This is a genomic window from Sphingomonas sp. GW821-FHT04B01 (assembly GCF_059420425.1).
This window is the reverse complement of sequence record NZ_JBWKTR010000020.1, coordinates 1-21,479: the sequence shown is the minus strand read 5'-3', so window position 1 is coordinate 21,479 and position 21,479 is coordinate 1. Positions and strand designations below refer to the sequence as shown.

The window sequence follows — 21,479 nt, the reverse complement described above, 5'->3', positions numbered from 1 at the left end:
ACAGGTCGCTCATTCACGGTCTCCTCACGGAGCCTCAATCAGATCGCGCCTCTCCCATCAATGGGTCCTGACCCTAGCACGCACCGGTGTTGCTGCGGCTCATCCCCGAGCTGTTAGATCAGCGTCGATCGTCGCCTAGAGGTGCCACCTCCTCCGCGTCGGAAGGCTAGTCTATCTCTGCCAGAGAGCCTATCCGGCCCGTGGCAGCCCAACCCGGGCGGTCAAGGGAGGTGATACATATAGACACCGCAACAATCGTAGCACTGGTTCTCGGCGTCGCGACGCTCGTCGTCGCGCTCCTCAGCTTGATAGTGAAGATTATCGAGCTGTCGCGCCACTAGGCCGAGTTGGGGACGTCCCGGCGCTGGAACGCCGGGGCGTCCTTAAAAGTTTGAGCCCCGAACGCTGGAACGCTCGGGGCTCAGGGGATGACCTATAGACATAGAACATCGTAGCCAGCCATATATACGCTTCAACCTGTAGCGCCGCAAGGCTACCTCGCCGCAATCCCCGTGTCGTTTATGCGTGTGCAACGCCGCAAGCATGCAGACCCACATCCGGTCATTCGCGGCCTCTTTTCGGCTCCTCACCTTCTGCCATTCATTCATGTTGGCAGCGGAGGAGGTGCTGAGCCTCAGCCTTTTCGGCTGCCCCGCCACTTTTGCCAAAAAGGATCGAATTTCGGGAATGACCGGGTTTGATGAAGAGCCACCGTTAAGGCTGACCCCGGAGACTTCCAGCACGTCGGTGTAGAAGCAGCGCTGTGAACACAATGATGCCGAGTAGATAACCAACCCCTCGGAAAGCTAGGACAGCCTCTGCCTCCGATCCAGCGTGTCCTCCAAAGCTGCCAATGGCAAAGCCTATCGCAAGAAACCAGCCTGCAAAGTTAGCTTGATTTACAGTACCGATCCGTCCGGCAATAAACCAGCCAAGCCAACCATAAAACATGACGTTGCCAGCGGCGGCTAAAATCAAGAGCATCGTGCCGGTCTCTAATATCTAACATCACAATGATTTATGCCCATCACGCCCTCGTGATAAGCTGTCTGGCTCGTGAGTCAGTGAGTACCTGCACATACCGCAATTACTCCGAACAGTCCTACGGCAAAGAATACGGCAAAAACGATTGACAAGGCGCGCCGCTCCCCGGCGTTCACCTTGAACTGTGCGGTGTTCATCGCCAACAATCTCTCATTGCTAACCGTGATGGTACGGTACGATGAGGCCCACCTCAGCGCAAGTGAACCGCTTCCCGAAAACGAAGCTCGACCGGAATCACAGAAGGTGAGGGGGGAGTACTTCACCTCTGAGGCGGCACCATTCCCCATAACCTGTTCCCGATTGCGCTTTCCCAAAACGGACACCTAGCGACGGAGTTACGGGAATGGGGTCATGTCGCGAATGTAGATGTCAGCGATGAATAGCACGGTTCTATCAGCGCTAAGTGACACCAATAACGAGGGTGCTGCGGGCGGCCTCCACCACATCCTCGGTGATGACGGTCAGCTCGTTCAGGCGCAGAATGCGCTCGATCTGGACGAACAGGCGGTGCAGGAGGCGGAAGTTGCCCCCCGTCATGCGTACGATCGCGGCGACCGCCTGTGCATCGGTGAAGTCGGCATCGTCCAGTGAAAGGCCGAGGTCGCGCCAGCGCCTCGTCAGCACGAACGTCAACTCTTGGTCCTGCAAGGGCCGGTAATGGTGAGCGAAGCCGACACGGCTAAAGAGCTGGGGATAGCGCGCCATGCGCTTATCGATTCCCGGCATTCCGATCAGGATGAGGCCGATCCCCCGCCGATCGAACAGGTCGCGCAGCCATTCCAGCGCCGTCGTGGTCAGCCGTTCCGCCTCGTCCACGATCAGCAGCTCGACATAGCGGGTGGTGTGGTCGATGATCTTACACTTGCCCTCCACATACGGACGAACGTGATCGTCGATGCAGATGTCGGCACGATCGATGAGCGCCGGCACATCATGCCGCAGCTCGCGTAGGCTGCAACTGACCGTAGGTGTAAAGAAGACGGCTCGGGAGCGGGCAAGGTGGGCATTGACCTTTGCCTCATCCGGCCCGCGTCTGCCCCACTCCTCGACGGTTTCGGCGGCCACGTCCCAATGGGCGTAGCGGCGAGCGGAGAGCGTTTTTCCGACTCCGGCGGGTCCATGGCACAGGCCGATATAGCGGTGCTTGCGAACGGCATCGGCGAACTCTGTGAAGCGGCGATGCTCCTGGGTTGCGATGAAACTGGTGGCGCGCGCCGTGCCCATCAATCATCCTCGCTATAGGTGCGCAAGCGGCGACCTTTCGGCTTGTCCATCGGTTCGGGGCCTGGTGGCGGGAGGGGTGCCGCTAGCTGAGCGGGGCGAAGCACAAGGGCCGGGAAGAAGTCGGCGACGCGGGCCTTGCGCTCGCCGATCTCGCTTCGCAAGCGACGGCGGTGCGCGACGCGGGCCGCCTGTATGTCCTTTAGCGTGATGCTGTCGCCGGCATGCTCGGCGCTCACGGCCCGGCACAGGAAGGTGTTGCGGTGGAAGACCCGGACCTCACCCATGTCGCGGGGATCGTAGCGGATCGTCACCGGCTCCCCGACATAGGCTGCGAGGGTCGGATCGAAGTAGCGAAGCCCCTCGAAGCGAATGCCGTCGCGATGCACGGTGCGGGGCTTGGCGACCATGACCAGCAGTGCGTCCAACTCGGCCAGCGTCTCCGGCATCCGGGGCAACCACCCGTCGCCGCGCCATGCGTCCACGGGAGACATACCGATCGCTCGATGCGGACGGGCATTGTAGGTCGAGACGATGTAAGCGCCGATCGCGGCGTCCAGCGTGGCGAGCGACAGGCGGGGTGGCGAGGCTGGCTTGCCATTGCGCAGATTGCCCGGCAGTTCGGGCAGCAGCTCGGTGTTGATGGTGCGGAACAGCCGCTCGATCTTGCCGCGCCCCTGCGGACGGGCGATGCCTGAGTAAATCAGGCGGATGCGCAGGTCAGCCGCTGCCTGTTCAAGGTGGAGGCTGGTGAAGTCCGATCCGTGATCGATGTGCAGCACGTCGGGGATGCCGCACACCGGCCACGCCGGATCGGCTTTGCGCCAGATCGCCTGTCGCAGCGCGAGCGACGTGTTGAGCGCGGACGGAGCGCCCAGCATCACCATGTAACCCGCGACCGCCCGCGAGTGGTCGTCCACCACGGTCGTCAGCCATGGCCGTGCCTCCCTACCGCTGGCATCGAGGATCAGAATGTCCAGCTGCGTATGGTCAGCCTGCCATGTCGCGTTCGGCCGGACAGCCCGATGACGATGCACCAGCTCGTACTTGTCGCGGAAGGCGGCTGCACCCTCGTGCGCCAGGGTCGCCATCGCCGGATCGATCCCGCCCACGATGCTGCGCACGCTGCCGTAGGATGGGGCTCGCCATCCCCGCTCACCGGCCAAGCTAGTGATGCGCCGATGAATGGTCGCGATCGATGGCGGCGGCTTGAGAAGCGCCATGCCTTCGATCAGCTCCACCAGCTCCTTCGGAAAAGTGCGCTTGCCTGCTTCCGGTCGCCGGGGACGCGCTAGCCCGGCGGGACCATCGGCACGGTAGCGGGCGATCCAGCGCTGGGCGGTGCGGATCGGGATGCCGGCATCGGTCGCAACCCTCGCTAGCGGCACGCCATCGATTAGATGGGGTCGCAACACGGCCATGCGCTTCGCGACCTCGGCGCTGCCTTTCTCCGGCCCTCGATCATCCGCCATGGTGATCGCCCTGTCCGATAGAGGATCGTTCTGCGAACCCGCCCCATCCGGCCGATCGACTTACGGAAAACGGCCAGACGCCGAGTCTCACATAGATAGTACCATATGTTTTGCGGTGATGGGGCCTTTTACGTTACACTTCAGCCCATGACGCACACGCTGATTGGCTATGCCCGCTGCTCGACCGACAAACAGGATCTCTCCGCCCAGCAGGACGCGCTGCTCAAGCTCGGGGTGGCAGCCGATCGCATCTACACCGACAAGGGCTTCACCGGCACGAACCGGGATCGACCCGGCCTTGACCAAGCGCTGGCGGCAGTGCGGAGCGGCGACACGCTGGTGGTCCCGAAACTCGATAGGCTCGCACGCTCAGTGCCGGATGCGCGTGCGATCGGGGACGGCCTCGCCGCCCGTGGGGTGAAGCTTCAGCTTGGTGCCAGCGTCCACGATCCGTCCGATCCGATGGGCAAGCTGTTCTTCAACATCCTTGCTACTTTTGCCGAGTTTGAGGCAGACCTTATCAGGCTCCGCACTCGCGAGGGCATGGCGGTCGCGCGGGCTAAGGGTAAGCTACGCGGTAAGAAGCCCAAGCTGTCCGATCGGCAGCAAAAGGAGCTGCGACGCATGTACGACACCGGCGACTACTCGATCAGCGACCTCGCCGAGTTATTCTCCATTTCGCGGCCGACCGTATACCGGACTCTCGGGCGGCAACCAGTCACTCTATCTAAAGCGGCTTGATGGCTGCTCCGTCCAATTGTGCTGAGATGCACTTAGCCCTTGCGTGCACATCGAGACCTGGTGGGGGTTTATGCGGCAAGCAGTTTCGTTATTCTGAACGAGCTTTTCCATCTGTGAACCTGATATCACATTCCGTGATGAGGCTTGGGGGCATTCGCGCGTCTAAGGACTATGGGAACGGGGCAGATACAATCGACGGCCATGGCCGGCAACCTGCTGGAGCTGTCCAAGCGGCTTCGTCCGGCGCTGATGGCGTTCTTCCAGCGACGCCTAGGCGATACCTCGCTTGCCGAGGATCTGACCCAAGACCTGTTCTGCCGCCTCGCCTCTGGGCCGCAGCATGTCGTCGACAATCCCGAGGCCTATATCTTTCGTATCGCGGCGAACCTGGTCAACGACCATTATCGTCGCGAGAGCATTCGCATCCGCTATCAGCACGGTGAGATGCAGTTAGACGGCAATATCGACTGCCTGGATGCGGCCCGGACGCTGGAGGCGCGGGAAAGCGTCAGCCAGGTCACACGAACGCTCAACGGCCTGCCAGAACGGACACGTCACATCTTCATACTCTTCCGCCTGGAAGGCCTGCAGCGCAAAGCCATTGCGAATGTCTTCGGCATCTCGGTCAGTGCCGTCGATAAGCATATCGCCAACGCTATGCGAACCCTGCTTCGCGATGCCGGAGGCGTGGAATGATCTCGGATCGGATGGACGCCGTCGACGATGTCGCGATCGCCTGGTGCGTGCGATGCCACGACGCACCGCTCAGCCCCAAGGATCAGGCGGCGCTCGCGGCGTGGCTGGCGGCCGATCCCAGCCATGCGGAGCGTTTCGAACGCGTGCGGGGGTTGTGGGACGGATTTGACGATCACGCGCACGCGCCCGAACTGCTGATGTTGCGCCGGCACGCCTTGGGTGCGGTCCAACAGGCTGGCGCGCGGCGCTGGACCGCCCGCCCCATCCCGCGGGCCGGATGGGTGGCGGTCGCCGCGGCCCTGCTGCTGGCCATCGGTCTGTTCGCGGCACTGCATACGTCGTCGCGTTACTATGAGACCGGTATCGGAGAGCGGCGTACCGTGATGCTGGCCGACGGATCGACGATGACGCTCGATGCCGACACCGGCGTCCGTGTTCGCTTCAGCGACGATCGTCGCGAACTGACGCTGGATCATGGCCGGGCCAGCTTCAAGGTCGCCAAGAATCCGCTGCGCCCCTTTGCCGTGACTAGCGGCAAGAGCGTGGTCGTGGCCATCGGCACGGTCTTTTCGGTCGAACAACTGCCCGATCAGGTCCGCGTGGCGCTGTATGAGGGACGTGTCTCGGTTCTACGCGACGCGGCCGAAGGCCCGGACCCGCAGTTCGCCGCGGTGCGTGGCGCGCGTGAAACCGCCGAACAGGCCCTGACGCCGGGGCACGAACTGATCGTGTCGACCGATACGCCGCTGGCGACGCTGCGGACTGCGGCGATCAGCGATCGGCTGGAGGGGGGGCAATTGTCCTTTACCGACGAGCCGCTGCTGATCGCGGTGCAGCGAGTCAACCGCTACAATATCGGCAGGCCGGTCGTCGTCACCCCTGAAGCCTCGGCAATCCGCATTAGCGGCGTCTTCAATGCGGGCGATATCGACGCCTTCCTGCAAGGCGTCGTCGCGGCGTTCCCAGTGCGTGTCGTTCCCTCGCAGGGGTCGATCCTGCTTTCGCCGCGCCATAAGCCTGATGATACCAAATCACTACCACGGAACTTTCCGCCGACGACATAATAGAATTATTTTTGATCACCTGCTGAGTGTTTTTGATCCTGGAGCGTCATGTTGTTGTAACCAAAAAGGGGGGCGACATGTCGAACAGGAGTGGATTTGGTACCATCGCGTCACGCGTGAGCGCGATGACCCTGATAGCGGCGACGGTTACGGTCGGGATGACCGCCGCACCCGCCATCGCCCAGCAAAGCACAGTCAAGGTGGATGTCCGGCCCCAGCCGCTGGGCCAAGCGCTTCGGACCCTGGCGCATCAGGCGCGGATCCAGATCGTGTTCGACGAGGCCCGCATCGCCGATCGCCGCTCCCCCGCCGTGTCGGGCACCATGCCCGCCACCACCGCGCTCGATCGGCTGCTTCGTGACAGTGGCTTCGGCGCCTCGCAGACCCAACAGAACGTGTACGTCGTGGCTGCACGTTCGGTCGGCCTTACCCCCGCTGGGATCACTAGCGTCGGGCAGACAGTCGCAAGCGAGCAGCAGCGCGAGGCGGTGATCTCCGGGGAGCCCCCGGCACCGCAGGCGTCGGGAGGCGGCGACATCGTGGTCACCGGCACCCGCATCGTCCGTCCCAACCTTAAATCGGCCAGCCCGATCACGACGATCACCTCGTCGGAAATCAAGGCGCAGGGCGCGGTCAATCTGGAAGAGGTGACCAACCGTCTCGGCCAGGTCCAGCCGGATGCGCAGCAGAATTACCAGCAGAGCAACGGCCAGCAACGCGGCGTGAAGCTGCGCGGTCTGGACTTCAACCGCACGCTGTCGCTGATCAACGGGCAACGTATCGCTGGCACCGAGTCCGTTGACACCAACCTGATCCCGGTCTCGCTGGTCGAGCGGATCGATCTGCTGACCGGCGGTGCCTCGTCGGTCTATGGCTCGGACGCGATCGCTGGCGTCGTGAACTACATCATCCGGCGTGATTTCACCGGGCTGCAGTTGTCTGCCAACTACAGCTTCTACAACCACAACAACCGCGACAATGCCTCTACCCCGGTCGCGCAGCGTTACGGGATACCGACACCCAGGGGGCTGACAAACGATGGCGGACGCGCCGATTTGAGCGCAACCTATGGCCATAATTTCCTCGACAACCGCCTGAACATCTCAGTCTATGGCACCTACCGCACAGCCGACGGGATCCTGTTCCGCGATCGCGATGCGTCGGGATGTCAGTTGCGCCGCGACACCGGCAATCCGCTGCGCGTCAACAATCTGATCTGTGGCGTCACCGCCGCCTCGCCCAACGGAACGCTGACCGCCAACGGCGCGAACTATTCCAACGTCACCGGCAGCCCGGGCGTCTTCGCCCCCGCCTCGACCATCCCGGGCTACGCCAACCAGGGCGACCGGCTGGCCGCGCGCGGATACGAACGCTACAATGCCGGTGGCTTCATCAACTTCAAGGCGTCCCCGGCGGCCGAGATATCGCTCGGCGTCATGTACCTGCACGATAAGTCGGCGAACCTGCTCTACGGGCCGTACGTGCAGGGCACTTACCAGGTCAACTGCAACAATCCGCTCCTATCCGCCTCGCAGGCGCAGACGATCTGCGGCGCTCGGGCCGGTACCGCCGCCTACGCTCCGCTGGGCGTCCAATATGGCTTTCCAGGCTTGGCGGGCGACCGCGACAAAGAGACGTTCACCAATACCCAGACGCGGATCAACGCCTCGATCAGGGGGCAGATCGCTGATGGCTGGCATTATGATGTTGGTGGCGTCTACGATGAGAGCCGCCAGCATTGGCAGCCAGGCGGCAACCCCGTCGCGGGCGAGGTCAATCGTGCACTGGACGTCGTGAACGTGAACGGCGTACCGACCTGCCGCTCGGTTGTGGACGGCACCGACCCCACCTGCGTCCCGCTCAACGTGTTCGTCGCCAACAATCGTGGCAGTGCAGCACTGAGCAACTATCTCTTCAACGAAGGACTGGGCGATAGTGACCTTCGCTCGAAATTCTACGATGCCACCGCCAATCTGACTGCCGACTTTACCCGTTATGGTATCCGCTCCCCGTTCGCCGAACAGGGACTCGCGGTCGCGGTTGGCGCTGAATACCGCAAGCAGGAACAGCGTGGCCTGCAGAACGCGCGGTTCACCGAGGTTTATGGAGGTCGGGCCGATCAGTCCGCTAAGCAGGACGTGGTAGAGGGCAATGTCGAGGCTCAGCTGCCGCTGGTGCAGAATGTCAGCCTGATCAAACTGTTGCAGGTCAATGGCGGCTATCGCCTGTCGAAGTACAGCACCAATCCAGATACCTTCAACACCTGGAAGATCGAGGCGATCTATTCGCCGTCCGAGGACATCACTTTCCGCTTCGGCCGCAATCGCGCGGCGCGCGCGCCTGGTCTGCGTGAAGCGGATCAAACGGTCGGCTTCCAGAACGCGACGATCGTCGACCCCTGCGCCAGCGTCAACGGCGTTGCCCCGCGCGCCAGCCGTGAGGCCTGTCGCCTCACCGGGTTGCCCGATAGCCAATATGGCAATGCGATCGCAGCGGGTATTCCGGGCAGCATCCGCTGCGTCGACGATATCTGCCGCCAGCGCAACAACGGCGTGCCGATCAGCCCGGAGGATGCACGGACCACGACCTTCGGCTTCGTGCTCACGCCGCGCTTCATCCCGCGCCTCAGCCTGTCGATCGATCGCTACAAGATCCAGGTCAACAGCGTGATCAGCTATCTGGGCGCCAGCTTTGCAGTGGACGGCTGCGTCATCACCGGCGACCCCTATTATTGCAGCCGCCTCGTCCGCGACCCGACCACCTATCAGCTCACCAGCACCAGCACATCGGCGGGCTATATTCAGGGCGGCAATCTCAACGCCTATCGCCTATATGCCGGCGGCTACGACTTCCAGGCGCAATATTCGATCCCGCTCGGCGCGAAGGCGGGCAAGGTCGACCTGCTGATGAACGGCACGCTGACGACCGACCAGGGTGGCCAGGCCGCGGTCAATCAGCCGCGGACCAACTGCGTAGGCTATTTCGGGGGCTCCTGCCCGCAGCCGACGCCGCGCTGGATCCACAATGTCCGTGCGACCTATTCCTCGGCGGAGCAGATCTTCTCCGCGTCGCTGGCGTGGCGCTATATCGACGGGACGACGGCGGGGCAGAATGGCGGTCCGCAATCGACCCCCGCGACCGCCGTGTCCGACTTCACCCGCATCGCGCCCTATAATTATTTCGACCTCGCGCTCGCCTTCAACATCGCCAAGCGGCTGACCCTGACTGCGGCGGTAAACAACATCTTCGACCGTCAGCAGCCGATCTTGACCAACACCTACGACTATGCGCTGTCGCGCGGCAACACGATCCCGCAGCGTTACGACACGCTGGGGCGGCAGATCTCGATCGCCGCGACGACGCGCTTCTGATGACCGGGGGCGTGCGGGCAGGCGGTGTGCAGGCTGCACGCGGCCTGCTCGCCCTGGCGGCAGTGATGGTGATCGCCGCCAGCCCGGTGATTCCGGTCCTGCCGCGCCCCGCCCATCTGACGACGGGCACCGGGCGTATCCGGATCGACACGGGCGCGCGCATCGCCGTTCCGGCGGGTGATGCCGGTGCCATGAATGCCGCGCGCCGGATGGCAGAGATCGTCGCCCGCACGCGCGGCCTGACCCTGACCGTGGTCGAAGGGGACGACGGCGCGATCCGCTTCATCCGGGCCGGACAGGCTCCAGCCGGCGACGAACGATATCAGCTCGACGCCGGCGCGACAGGCATCCGGATCCAGGCGGCGAGCGATGCCGGGCTGTTCTATGGGGCGATGACCCTCGCCCAGTTCCTGACCCCGGACGCGCGGTTCGGCACCGGCGTCACCGTCGCGGCGATGACGATCGAGGACGCGCCCCGCTTCGCCTGGCGCGGCGTGATGCTCGACGTGGCGCGCCACATGCAGCCGATAGACTCGGTCAAGCGCATCATCGACATGATGGCGCAGACCAAGCTCAACCGGCTGCAACTCCATCTGACCGACGATCAGGGCTGGCGGATCGATATCAAGCGCTACCCCGATCTGACCCGGATTGGCGCCTGGCGAAGCCCGGACGGGGAACGCTATGGCGGCTTCTATACCCAGGTCGAGTTGCGCGATCTGGTCGCCTATGCGGCCGCGCGCGCGGTGACGATCGTGCCCGAGATCGACCTGCCTGGCCATGCCCAGGCCGCGATCGCCGCCTATCCCGCGATCGGCGTGCTGGGCGACCGTCCGCCGGTATCGGGCGACTGGGGGATCAATCCCTATCTGTTCGACGTCACCGACCAGAGCCTCGACTTCGTCCGGAACGTCCTGGACGAGGTGATGGCGATCTTCCCCTCGCCCTATATCCATATCGGGGGCGACGAGGCGCTGAAGGATCAGTGGCGGGCATCCCCGGCGGTGCAGGCAAAGATGCGGGCATTGGGGATCGCGGACGAACAGCAGTTGCAAAGCTGGTTCGTCGGGCAGCTCGGCCAGCATCTCGCACGCCATGGTCGCCGCCTGATCGGCTGGGACGAGATATTGGAGGGCGGGCTGCCCGCCTCGGCCTCGGTCATGTCGTGGCGGGGGGAAAAAGGGGCGATCGAGGCAGCCAATATGGGCCATGACGTGGTCCTTTCCCCCGGCCCCACCCTCTATTTCGACAATCTGCAAAGCGCGCGCGGTGACGAGCCGCCCGGCCGGATGAAGGTCCAGACGCTGGCTGACGTCTATGCCTATGACCCGCTGCCCAAGGCGATCGCGGCGTCCAGGGCGCATCACGTGCTGGGCGCACAGGCCAATCTCTGGGCCGAATATATGGTCACGCCCGAACAGCGCGAACATGCGCTGTTCCCGCGTCTGGCGGCGCTGGCGGAAATGACCTGGTCCCCTGCGGGCACGCGCGACTGGCCGAACTTCCTGTCCCGGCTCGATCCGCAGCTGAACCGCTATGCCAGGCAGGGGGTGGCCGTCGCGGACAGTGCCTTTGCGGTCGATTTCAGCGTGGTCGGCGGGGTCGGGGCGGCCTTGCGAAGCCGCAGGATGTCGATCGCCATGGCCCGCCAGGCCCCCTATGGCACGATCCGCTACACGATCGACGGCAGCACGCCGACCACCCGTTCGCGCGCCTATTCGGCGCCCGTGACGGTCGCGCCGGGCACGGTGTTGCGCGCCAGCGATTTCGCCCCCGATGGCCGCCCGCTCGCGGCGGTCCGAAGCTTCGACACCGCCCCCGCCGCGCTGCTCAAGCGGTTGAGCGCCGCACTCGTCCCCTGTCCCGGCCCCGGTATCCTGCTGCGCCTGCCGCTGACCCGCGACGCGACCGGTAACGGCCCCGCGCACAGCATGAATATCTTCAACCTGTGCTGGACCTATGCGGCCGCGCCGCTCGACCGGGTCGACGGCATTGCGGTGACGATCGGCCGCCTGCCCCGGAACTTCGCGCTGCGACAGGAACAGCGGGAGCAGGTCGTCTGGCGCTACACCCCCAGCCAGTTCGGCACGCTGATCGTCCATGGCCCGGGGTGCGACGGCCCCGTCCTGGCATCGATGCCGCTACCCGATCCCGCCGGAAGCGCGAACCGCTTCACCCTGTCCGCGCCGCTGCCCCGCAGCCGGTCCGAGGGCGACCTATGCCTGACGATCGCCCCGCCGGTCGGTGGCCCGCTCTACGGCATCGACACGGTGCGACTGACCATGAAGGACCCCGAGTGATCGATACCCCCCGCCCTTCGCGCCGCGACGCTATCGCGCTGGCCGCCGCCACCCTCACGCTACCGGGACGGGCGCTGGCCGAACCGGCTGCGACCGCCCTGAAGCCTTACGGCGCGACGCCCTCCGCGCGGCAGCTGGCGTGGCACCGGATGGAGCAGAATGCCTTCGTCCACTTCACGATCAACACCTTCACCGATCGCGAATGGGGCTATGGCGACGAGGATCCCGCCATCTTCGATCCCAAAGGGTTCGACGCCGACCAGATCGTGGGGGCGGCCAGGGCGGCCAATATGCGCGGCCTGATCATCACCGCCAAGCATCATGACGGCTTCTGCCTCTGGCCCAGCGCCTTCACCGAGCATAGCGTCAAGAACAGCCCCTATAAGAACGGCAAGGGCGATATCGTCGGCGAACTGGCCGAGGCGTGTCGCCGCCAGGGACTAAAGTTCGGCATCTATCTGTCGCCCTGGGACCGCAATCATCCCGACTATGGGCGCCCGGCCTATATCACCTTCTTCCGCAACCAGTTGCGCGAGCTGCTGACGCGATACGGCCCGGTCTACGAGGTATTCTTCGACGGCGCGAACGGCGGGGACGGCTATTATGGCGGCGCGCGCGAGATGCGGAAGATCGATGCGGTCCCCTATTATGACTGGCCGTCGATCATCGACTTCGTCCACCAGCTCCAGCCGATGGCCTGCACCTTCGACCCCGTCGGTGCGGACCTGCGCTGGATTGGCAACGAGGAGGGCGAGGCGGGCGATCCGTGCTGGGCGACGATGGACGACCAGGGCTTCACCCCTGAAAAGGGCAATTCGGGGGTGCGCGGCGGATCGGTCTGGTGGCCCGCCGAGGCCGATGTCTCGACCCGCTATGGCTGGTTCTGGCACGCCTATGAGGATGGGCAGAGCCGCAGCCCGGCCAATCTAATGAAGATCTATTTCGAGACGGTGGGGCGCAGCGCCGGGCTGCTGCTGAACCTGGCACCCGATACGCGCGGGCGGATCACCGACGAGGATGTCGGCAACCTCGCCACGTTCGGCAAGGCGGTGCGGGATATGTACGCGACCGACCTCGCGCGCGGCGCCACCGCCTCGGCCAGCAGCGCGCGGACCGGCCATCCGGCCGCCCATGTCCTCGACGGCAAGCCGGACAGCTTCTGGGCAGCGGCTGACGGCGCCGCATCGCCGATGCTGACGCTCGATCTGGGCGGGGCGAAGACGTTCGACGTCATCCGACTTGCCGAGCATCTGCCGCAGGGTCTGCGGGTCGACCGGTTCGCGATCGATATCGCGCAGGCCGGGGGCTGGCGCGAGATCATGGCTAGGCAGGGGATCGGATCGCAGCGCGTGGTCCGGCTCGACACCCCCGTCTCCGCCCGCCATGTCCGCCTGCGTATCGTCGCGGCCACGGGGGTTCCGGCGATCACCGAGTTCGGCGTCTATCTCGCCCCGGTCCTGCTCGAACCGCCGCATATCGCACGCGACCGGGAGGGGCTGGTGACGCTGACCAGCGACGCGCCGGGTCAAGCCATCGCCTATACGACCGACGGCAGCACCCCCACCGCCGCCTCACCCCGCTATACGGCCCCTTTCGCCTTGCCCGATGGCGGGACGGTGCAGGCGATCGGCATCCATCTGGCAAGCCGCGCGATCAGCAGCGTCGGGCGGCGCGACTTTGACATTCGCAAGAGCGACTGGACGATCGTCCGCGCCAGTGCGCCCCAGGCCGAGAAGCTGATCGACGAGCTCAACCGTACCGACTGGATCGCGCCGCTGGTCGGTGCCGACGGCAAGCCCTGCTCGGTGACGATCGACCTGGGACGCAGCGTGAGCATACGCGGCTTCGTCCTGAAGCCGGGCTGGCATGCGCCGCAGGGCGCCGGCGATCCGGCGATTTGGACGGTGCGGATCGGCGATGCCCCGGCGCTGTCCGGTCCGGTGCAGGAAACCGGCGAGTTCGCCAACATCGCCGCCAACCAGGCGCCGCAGCGCCTCGTCTTCGCGCACCCGCATCGCGGCCGCTATATCGAGATCGCCTTCCCCCGGACCGCCAATGGCGAGACGCGGCTCGCCATCGCGGAGATCGGCCTGTTGACCCGGTAGGTCGGACAGCGACGGCGCAGCCGTCGCTTCAGAAGAAGGTCTCGATGACGTCCACCACGCGGTGATCGTCATCGGCGACCAGGATGCGGCGCCATTTATCGAAGGTCAGGCAAGGATGCGAGATATCGAAGGCCAGCACGTCCCCCACCGCCAGATCGTCACCCGGCGTGATGGCGAGATAGGCGTGCTGGTCCATCAGGCCGGTCACTTCCCAATGGTCCGGCGCGTCGCCCGGGCGGCTGTCGCGTCCGGGACGGAACAGCGTGGCGGGGCGCGGCAGCCCGGCGTCGAAGGCCACGTCGCGCTTGCCCATCGCCACCACCGCGCGTGCGGGATCGGGAATGGACTGCACCGCCGCCCAGATCCGCAGCGCGGGTTGCAACGGTGCGCCGAGGCGCGGCGCGACCGGATTGCGGCGCAGGATTCCCTCCTGCGCGGCCCGGTACAGGCCATCGTCATGGCTGATATAGCAGCCCGGCCGCAGCAGCACCTGGACGGAGCCGTCCCGCACAGCCTCCGCGCTTTCCTCCGCGACGATATCGTACCAGGCCGAACCGGCACCGGTCAGGATGCCGGGTGCGCGCTCGACCCGCCCCTCGGCCATCAGCCGCGCCGCGACCGTCACCGCGCGTCGGACGAAGCGGCGCACCTCCGCCTCGTCGGGGAGCACGCCCTCGTAGAATTCGACCCCCGCGAGCCGGAGCGTGCCCAGCCAGGGGACCAGCGCCTTCAGGACCGCCGCCAGTTCCTCCTCGGTGCGGACGCCGGTGCGCAGTCCGGGCTGGTCGGGTTCGGGGGCCAGTTCGATCAGCACGTCGAGCCTGGCGCCGCGCGCCTCACAGGCCTGACCCAGCAGGTCGACGCCCGCCGCGCTGTCGACCAGGCACATCACGTCCAGATCGCGTCGCGCCGCCAGTTCCGCGAGCATGGCGACATTCGCCGCGCCGACCACCTGGTTGGCGATCAGGATATGCTCGACACCGTGCGCTGCGGCGACCCGCGCCTGCTGGACGGTCGCGACGGTGATGCCCCAGGCACCGGCCTCCAACTGGCGCCGGAACAGCGTGGGCGCCATCGTGGTCTTGCCGTGCGGGGCCAGCGTCAGGCCATAGGCGTCGATGAAGTCCCGCATCCACGCCAGATTATGCGCCATGCGCGATCCGCTCAGCACCGCGGCCGGCCATGGCACGTCCCCGGCGAGCAGGTTCCAGTCCTGCCCGGCGTGACCCACGCCCTTGTTCAATTCCATATCCTGCACGCTCACCGTCCTTCTCCCAGCCACCCTGTCCGCTCGGCCGATGCGGAAGGCCCATCAGCAATGACGCTTCAGCTCGTGAAAGGCGCATCTTGATGCAAACGATCATCGCCGGTGCGACGGTATATGACGGCTCGGGTGCGGCAGGCTATTGCGCCGACGTGACGATCATGGGCGGCTGGATCGCCTCGATCGATCCGGCGTCCGCCGCCCTGCCCGACGGTGCGATCGACGGACGGGGGCTGGTGCTGGCGCCGGGCTTCATCGACGCGCATACCCATGACGATCTGGTGGCCATCACCGCGCCTGCCATGCTGCCCAAGATTACCCAGGGCGTCACCACGGTCGTCGTCGGCAATTGCGGGATCAGCGCCGGAGCGGGGCGCGGCACCGGTGCAACCCTGCCCGATCCCATGATCCTGCTCGGCGACGCGCAGGACTTCCGATACGACAGCTTCGCGGCCTATGCCGAGGCGGTCGACGCGGCGGGACCCGCCACCAACGTCGTCGCGCTGGTCGGGCATACCGCGATGCGCGCGCGCCATCTCGATCAGCTCGACCGCGATGCGACCGAAGCCGAGCGCCTGGCGATGCGCGCGGACCTTGCCGAAGCCCTCGCCTCGGGCGCCTTCGGCTTCTCGACCGGCCTCGCCTATGCCAATGCCGCAAGCGCCTCGACGCAGGAGGTGGCGGCGATCGCCGAAGCGTTGCGCGATACGGGGGCGCTGTACGCGACCCATTTGCGCAGCGAAGGCGGGGCGATCCTCGAAGCGATCGACGAGGCGGTGGCGATCGCGCGCGACGCAGCCGCACCGCTGGTCGTCTCGCACCTGAAATGCGCGGGTGCGCCGCAACATGGGCGCAGCGGCGAGATCCTCGCCCGGCTGGAGGCTGCGGCGCAGGTGCAACCCGTCGGGTGCGACTGCTATCCCTATACCGCCAGTTCCTCGACGCTCGACCTGAAGCAGGTCGTCCCGGAAACGCCGATCATGGTTACATGGTCCGATCCCGAATCCGAACAGGCCGGGCGAATGCTGGGCGACATCGCCGAGGATTGGGGCGTCGCATCGGTCGAGGCGGCCAAGCGGCTCCAGCCCGCTGGGGCGGTCTATCACTGCATGGACGAACGCGATGTTGATCGCATCCTAGCGCACCGGCTGACGATGGTCGGCTCGGACGGCCTGCCCTGCGACCCGCGTCCCCATCCCCGGCTCTGGGGCAGCTTCCCGCGTGTCATCGCCCATTATGTCCGGACACGCGGGTTGCTGACCCTGCCAGTCGCTATCCGCAAGATGACCGGCCTGGCGGCCGATCGGCTGGGGTTGGTCGACCGGGGCTATATCCGCCCCGGCCTGGCGGCCGATCTGGTGCTGTTCGATCCCGAACGGATCGCCGATCGCGCCAGCTATGACGACCCGCAGCAGCCGGCCGACGGTGTGCTGGGCGTCTGGGTCAACGGCGTGGCGGCACTGGCCGGTGGGGCCGTCACCGGCGCGCGCGGCGGGCGGATGCTCCGCCGGCCGGGCACCACAGATTTTCAACTGGAAGGACCTATTGCATCATGACCGATGGTATCACGCGCTTCGGCGTCGAAGGCGGCAGCGGCACCGGTGGACAGCATCTGCCCTTCGCGCGCGCCGTGCAGGCGGACGGCTGGCTCTATGTCTCGGGTCAGGTGCCGATGGTCGATGGCGAGGTGATCGGTGGCGGCATCGTCCCCCAGACGCATCAGGCAATCCGCAACGTCCTGAAGATCCTGGAGGAAGCCGGATATTGCCCCGAACATGTCGTACGCTGCGGTGTATGGCTGGACGATCCACGCGATTTCATGTCGTTCAACCGCATCTTCAAGGAATATTTTGGCGCCAACCCGCCCGCGCGGGCCTGTGTCGTCTCGCAGATGGTCGTCGACTGCAAGGTCGAGGTGGACTGCGTCGCCTGGAAGAAGCCTTAAGTGATGTCTGCCACGCTGCTGCTGATCGAGGCGGCAGCGGCCGTCGCGATTCTGATCCTGCTGATCGTGCGGGTGCGGCTTAGTCCGTTCATCGCGCTGATCCTGGTGTCGCTCGGCCTCGCGCTCACGACCGGGCTTCCTGCGGCGGCGATCGTCAAGGGGTTCGAGGCCGGGGTCGGCGGGGCGCTGGGTCATATCGCGCTGGTCGTCGGACTGGGCACGATCCTGGGCAAGATGATGATCGAGTCCGGCGGTGCGGACCGGATTGCCGATACCGTCATCCGGGCCTTTGGCGAACGCCGGGCGGACTGGGCGGCGATGACGATCGCGCTGATCGTCGGGCTGCCGGTCTTCTTCGAGGTCGGGTTCGTCCTCCTTGTTCCGATCATCCTCGTCGTGGCGCAGCGGCTCCGCAAGCACCCGTTGAGCCTGGGGCTGCCGATGGCGGCCGGCCTTTCCGTCGTCCACGCCATGGTCCCTCCGCACCCGGCGGCCATGCTCGCGACACAAGCTTATCACGCAGACATCGGTCTTACCGTGTTGCTGGCGGCGCTGATCGGCGTTCCTACCGCCGCGATCGCGGGGCCGCTTTACGCTCGACTGATCGTCCCCCGGCTGGATCCGACGACGCCGACCGCCCTCCCTCGCGACGGCGCAGCCGTGGCATCGCTTCCGTCGTTCGGAATTACGGTCGCAACGCTGCTCCTACCCGTCATTCTGATGCTGATCGGCAGCCTGGGCGCGTCGGGACCGATGGCGGCGTCTCCGAGCGGTGCCGGACTTCAGTTCATTGGTTCGCCGGTCGTCGCGCTGCTGACGGCGGTGCTGGTGAGCTACTGGACACTCGGCCTGGCACGCGGCCTGAGTCTGGACACGATACAGCGCTTCACCAACGAATGTCTGGCGCCGACGGCGATGATTACCCTCGTCGTCGGCGTCGGTGCGGGCTTTGGCCGGGTGCTGACCGACAGCGGGGCGTCCGCCGCTATTGTCGCGGTCGCCGCAGCGTGGCATGTCCCGACCCTCATGCTGGCATGGCTGATCGCCGCGCTGATCCGCATCGCCACCGGCTCCGCCACGGTCGCCATGGCGACGACCGCCGGGATCGTCGCGCCGATCGCAGTCGCCTCGACGGTCCGCCCCGAACTGCTCGTCATCGCGACCGGCGCGGGGTCGGTGGTGTTCAGCCATGTTAATGATGGCGGCTTCTGGCTGGTCAAAGAATATTTCGGCATGAGCGTGCTGGATACATTCCGCAGCTGGACGGTGTGCGAAACCCTTATATCGATCACAGCACTGGTGATGACGCTCATAACGTCGCTACTCATATAAATTATAAATCTAAGTAGGTGCCATTTAGCGCTGCAAACATATGCCACTTATTTCTGATATTTACAGGTTTGGACCAAATCTCGCGCTATACAACCCAAATTGGGGGAATGCGTGCGGATGAAGCAGAATCGCGGTGATTGCGCAACTGAGATGGCGCGTAGCGAGTTGGCACACCGTGCTTTGCAGTTAAGGTTCTTTGGTCCGAATCAGATTGATGATGCCGCTTGGAACATGATGCTCTTTATGTCATGGAGCAACGTGCCGATCTTTTAATATCCCGAGTATGCGCCGAGGCCTTAGCTCCGCGAACGACAGCTCTTCGGCAGCCAAGTGTTCTGGAAGCCCGTGGTTTAGTCGAGTTCCATGACAATCCGGAGGATCGACGTGGAAGGTTCGTAAAACTGCAAAGCGATGGCTCGATACTTTAGAGGCATACCTTGTCACAATTGCTGATGTAGCCACACAGCCTCCTGAACTGTAGGTCAAGCCAGCACTGGTCACGCATCATGACCAAAGGTCACCAACTGACGTCATTTCTATACACATCCGAAACGGGTTGTTAATGCACCAGCAATAGAGTGTATCCGTCTCCCTTGAGGAATCGGATCATGAAAAACGTGCGGATCAGCAACAAGCTGCTGATCGCCTTTGGCGGCGTCGGGCTCTTGCTGGTAGCCCTCACCTGGTTTTCCATCGCTGAGATGGGGTCGATCAATGGCCTGATGAGCCTTGCCCTTCGCGACCGATTGCCGAAGGTCATGCTGACCGATGATATCAATACGGCAACGTCCGACTTCCGCATTGCAGAAGCTGAGCACATCCTTGCGCTTGATCCAGGCGCCATGAGCACTGCGGAGGCAAAGATCAATGCGCAAAAGGCATTGATCGATCAGAACTATAAAAGCCTCGACGAGAGCCTCCATAAACCACAGGCGCGTGCGTTGCTCGGGGCATTTCATGAAAGGTGGGCAGCGTACCTTGCGGCAGACCGTGCGTTATTAGTATTGTCGCGTCAGAATAAGAATGCGGAAGCGACAGCTCTAATGCGCGGCGCCTCGCAGCGGCAGTTTGATGCTGCGTCGAAAGTTGCAGGTGATCTAAGTAAGTTTGAGGCGGGATTAGCGACGGCATCAAGCGATGAGGGTGATGCACTGTATGGCCGCGCACGCACCATGCTGATGATTGCTGTGGCAGTCGCCTTCCTTGGTCTTGGCCTGATTTTGACCGTCCTCGTCAAACAAATCGCGAAGCCGGTGTCACAGGTCACAAATGCGCTTGGCGAGCTGGCCAGCGGTCGCATGGATGTAGCGGTGTCAGCTGATGATCGCACCGATGAAGTCGGCCAGCTCGCTGCCGCGTTGAAGCAGTTGCGCGACCAGCTTGTCGCGGCAGAAGCTGCAAAGACCGAACAGACCGCCATGATCGTCGGCAGTATTGGTTCGGCGTTGTCGAAGCTGGCTGATGGGGATTTGATCTCGCGCGTTGAAGCCGATCTTCAAGGACCGTTTGCTAAGCTGAAAGCTGATTTCAATGCCGCCGCGGCATCGCTGCAAACCACCTTGTCTCAGGTCACCGAAGCGGCGGGTGGAATCAACTCAGGCGCATCAGACATTCGACAGGCATCGGACGATCTGTCACAGCGGACTGAGCAGCAGGCAGCATCCCTTGAGGAAACGGCGGCAGCAATGGACGAGATAACCTCCACCGTTCGCAGCACGGCCGACAAAGCCAATAGTGCAAATGCAGCCGTGCGAAGTGCCCGGGAGGAAGCGGTGCATTCCGGTGAGGTGGTTCGTCGTGCGGTGGAAGCGATGGGAGGTATCGAGCGCTCGTCGTCGGAAATCTCGGAGATCATCTCCGTCATCGACGGCATAGCGTTCCAGACCAATCTGCTTGCCCTGAATGCCGGCGTCGAGGCAGCGCGCGCAGGTGACGCAGGTCGAGGCTTTGCAGTGGTGGCTTCGGAAGTGCGGGCTCTCGCGCAGCGTTCGGCCGAAGCAGCCAAGGACGTTAAAACCCGTATCAGCACCTCCTCGCTTCAAGTCGAGGCCGGTGTTCAGCTTGTCGGTGAGACAGGTACGGCCCTCGAACACATCATCAATCGTATCGGCGAGATCGATGCGCTCGTTTCCGAGATCGCGCAGTCTACCGTTCAGCAGTCCACCGGGCTCCAGCAAATCAATACCGCCGTTTCGGAGATGGATGGCGTCACCCAACAGAATGCCGCGATGGTTGAGGAGGCGACCGCTGCCGCTCGAAGCCTCGCCAGTGAAGTCGACGGTATGTCGCGCCAGATCGCGCGTTTCCGTACGGGCGCGCCATCTATGTCAACAGCACAGCCGGTACATCAGCTGCAGGCCCGTGCTGCAACGGCGGGGCGGCAGATCGGCAAAGCGGCGCTACGTTCGTCAGGCAATGCGGCCGTGGCGCTTGTTAATGATGACTGGTCGGAGTTCTAAATGATGAATAGTAACAGAAATCTATTGCCGGCCCCCGCCAATTACTGTGTATTATCTATCTAGTTGGCTACATCGCCTTTTGCAAAGGTCGAAATTACATGCCTCATTCTACCACCTTCCTGCTTCCTACGACGCTCGATACGTCGGCAGCGGTCTCGCTCCGCCAGACGCTGCTCGATCGGATTGATCGTGCCGTGCCGGTGCATTTAGACGGCAGTGAGGTCGCCCGCGCGGGGCTCGCCTGCCTCCAGGTATTGGCAAGCGGCCGCATGACCGCGGAGGCGGGAGGGGGCGACTTCCGCCTCGTCCATTGCAGCAACGCGCTGGGCCGCATGATCGCGCTCGCCCGACTCGACGATGCGCTCGGTCTCGACGCCTGAAAGGACGAATGATGAACCTCGACGAGATCCAGCAGATCTTCTTTCAGGAATGCGACGAAGGCCTCGCCACGATGGAGGCGAGCTT

The 21,479-nt window shown here is 64.2% G+C and carries 14 protein-coding genes; 11 read left to right on the top strand and 3 right to left on the bottom strand.

Features of this window, described 5'->3' with window-relative positions; all coding sequences use genetic code 11:
- Positions 1–1,443: 1,443 nt before the first annotated feature.
- Together AC07UH_RS20945 and AC07UH_RS20940 are read right to left on the bottom strand one after the other, a co-directional pair.
- Positions 1,444–2,268 (bottom strand): AAA family ATPase, encoded by an 825-nt coding sequence (locus AC07UH_RS20945; RefSeq protein ID WP_495182114.1) that lies wholly within the window; start codon positions 2,266–2,268, stop codon positions 1,444–1,446.
- Positions 2,268–3,737, bottom strand: a complete 1,470-nt coding sequence (locus tag AC07UH_RS20940) for a transposase (RefSeq protein WP_495182113.1) — start codon at positions 3,735–3,737, stop codon at positions 2,268–2,270. The genes AC07UH_RS20945 and AC07UH_RS20940 overlap by 1 nt, the downstream gene beginning before the upstream one ends.
- A 147-nt stretch (positions 3,738–3,884) precedes the next feature.
- On the opposite strand from AC07UH_RS20940, the gene AC07UH_RS20935 reads away from it, so the two are divergent.
- The 6 genes from AC07UH_RS20935 to AC07UH_RS20910 all read left to right on the top strand — a co-directional run bounded on the left by AC07UH_RS20935 (position 3,885) and on the right by AC07UH_RS20910 (position 14,014).
- On the top strand, positions 3,885–4,478 hold the full coding sequence (locus AC07UH_RS20935; RefSeq protein WP_495182112.1) for a recombinase family protein: 594 nt from the start codon (positions 3,885–3,887) through the stop codon (positions 4,476–4,478).
- Between the two features lie 201 nt (positions 4,479–4,679).
- The gene (locus tag AC07UH_RS20930; RefSeq protein WP_495182111.1) at positions 4,680–5,174 is read left to right on the top strand and encodes a sigma-70 family RNA polymerase sigma factor; all 495 of its coding nucleotides are present in this window, start codon (positions 4,680–4,682) and stop codon (positions 5,172–5,174) included.
- A gap of 11 nt (positions 5,175–5,185) precedes the next feature.
- Positions 5,186–6,238, top strand: coding sequence for a FecR family protein (locus AC07UH_RS20925; protein WP_495182110.1), 1,053 nt, complete (start codon positions 5,186–5,188; stop codon positions 6,236–6,238).
- 200 nt (positions 6,239–6,438) lie between these two features.
- Positions 6,439–9,609 (top strand): TonB-dependent receptor, encoded by a 3,171-nt coding sequence (locus AC07UH_RS20920; protein WP_495189986.1) that lies wholly within the window; start codon positions 6,439–6,441, stop codon positions 9,607–9,609.
- Entirely contained in the window at positions 9,609–11,909 is a 2,301-nt protein-coding gene (locus AC07UH_RS20915) for a beta-N-acetylhexosaminidase (RefSeq protein WP_495182109.1), read from the top strand. The genes AC07UH_RS20920 and AC07UH_RS20915 overlap by 1 nt, the downstream gene beginning before the upstream one ends.
- Positions 11,906–14,014 (top strand): alpha-L-fucosidase, encoded by a 2,109-nt coding sequence (locus AC07UH_RS20910; protein WP_495182108.1) that lies wholly within the window; start codon positions 11,906–11,908, stop codon positions 14,012–14,014. The genes AC07UH_RS20915 and AC07UH_RS20910 overlap by 4 nt, the downstream gene beginning before the upstream one ends.
- A gap of 28 nt (positions 14,015–14,042) precedes the next feature.
- Here AC07UH_RS20910 and AC07UH_RS20905 read toward each other — a convergent pair whose 3' ends face one another.
- Positions 14,043–15,278 carry an amino acid deaminase gene (locus AC07UH_RS20905; RefSeq protein ID WP_495182107.1) on the bottom strand — a complete coding sequence of 412 codons (1,236 nt, stop codon included), beginning with the start codon at positions 15,276–15,278 and terminating at the stop codon, positions 14,043–14,045.
- Between the two features lie 86 nt (positions 15,279–15,364).
- On the opposite strand from AC07UH_RS20905, the gene AC07UH_RS20900 reads away from it, so the two are divergent.
- From AC07UH_RS20900 to AC07UH_RS20880, 5 genes are all read left to right on the top strand, one after another.
- Entirely contained in the window at positions 15,365–16,834 is a 1,470-nt protein-coding gene (locus AC07UH_RS20900) for an N-acyl-D-amino-acid deacylase family protein (RefSeq protein WP_495182106.1), read from the top strand.
- Positions 16,831–17,223: a RidA family protein gene (locus AC07UH_RS20895; RefSeq protein ID WP_495182105.1), complete on the top strand. Its 393-nt coding sequence runs from the start codon at positions 16,831–16,833 to the stop codon at positions 17,221–17,223. The genes AC07UH_RS20900 and AC07UH_RS20895 overlap by 4 nt, the downstream gene beginning before the upstream one ends.
- Positions 17,224–17,226: 3 nt before the next feature.
- A complete protein-coding gene (locus AC07UH_RS20890) occupies positions 17,227–18,555 on the top strand; it encodes a GntT/GntP/DsdX family permease (protein ID WP_495182104.1) in 1,329 nt (442 codons plus the stop codon).
- 608 nt (positions 18,556–19,163) lie between these two features.
- Positions 19,164–21,014, top strand: coding sequence for a methyl-accepting chemotaxis protein (locus tag AC07UH_RS20885; protein ID WP_495182103.1), 1,851 nt, complete (start codon positions 19,164–19,166; stop codon positions 21,012–21,014).
- A gap of 98 nt (positions 21,015–21,112) precedes the next feature.
- Positions 21,113–21,394, top strand: a complete 282-nt coding sequence (locus AC07UH_RS20880; protein ID WP_495182102.1) for an STAS domain-containing protein — start codon at positions 21,113–21,115, stop codon at positions 21,392–21,394.
- The last annotated feature ends 85 nt before the right edge of the window (positions 21,395–21,479 follow it).

Excerpts from the sequence above, each read along its gene's own strand:
- AC07UH_RS20930 (WP_495182111.1), top strand. The coding sequence starts at position 4,680 with ATGGCCGGCAACCTGCTGGAGCTGTCCAAGCGGCTTCGTCCGGCGCTG.
- AC07UH_RS20915 (WP_495182109.1), top strand. The coding sequence starts at position 9,609 with ATGACCGGGGGCGTGCGGGCAGGCGGTGTGCAGGCTGCACGCGGCCTG.
- AC07UH_RS20900 (WP_495182106.1), top strand. The coding sequence starts at position 15,365 with ATGCAAACGATCATCGCCGGTGCGACGGTATATGACGGCTCGGGTGCG.
- AC07UH_RS20890 (WP_495182104.1), top strand. The coding sequence starts at position 17,227 with ATGTCTGCCACGCTGCTGCTGATCGAGGCGGCAGCGGCCGTCGCGATT.
- AC07UH_RS20885 (WP_495182103.1), top strand. The coding sequence starts at position 19,164 with ATGAAAAACGTGCGGATCAGCAACAAGCTGCTGATCGCCTTTGGCGGC.
- AC07UH_RS20945 (WP_495182114.1), bottom strand. The coding sequence starts at position 2,268 with ATGGGCACGGCGCGCGCCACCAGTTTCATCGCAACCCAGGAGCATCGC.
- AC07UH_RS20940 (WP_495182113.1), bottom strand. The coding sequence starts at position 3,737 with ATGGCGGATGATCGAGGGCCGGAGAAAGGCAGCGCCGAGGTCGCGAAG.
- AC07UH_RS20895 (WP_495182105.1), top strand. The coding sequence starts at position 16,831 with ATGACCGATGGTATCACGCGCTTCGGCGTCGAAGGCGGCAGCGGCACC.
- AC07UH_RS20880 (WP_495182102.1), top strand. The coding sequence starts at position 21,113 with ATGCCTCATTCTACCACCTTCCTGCTTCCTACGACGCTCGATACGTCG.
- AC07UH_RS20935 (WP_495182112.1), top strand. The coding sequence starts at position 3,885 with ATGACGCACACGCTGATTGGCTATGCCCGCTGCTCGACCGACAAACAG.
- AC07UH_RS20925 (WP_495182110.1), top strand. The coding sequence starts at position 5,186 with ATGGACGCCGTCGACGATGTCGCGATCGCCTGGTGCGTGCGATGCCAC.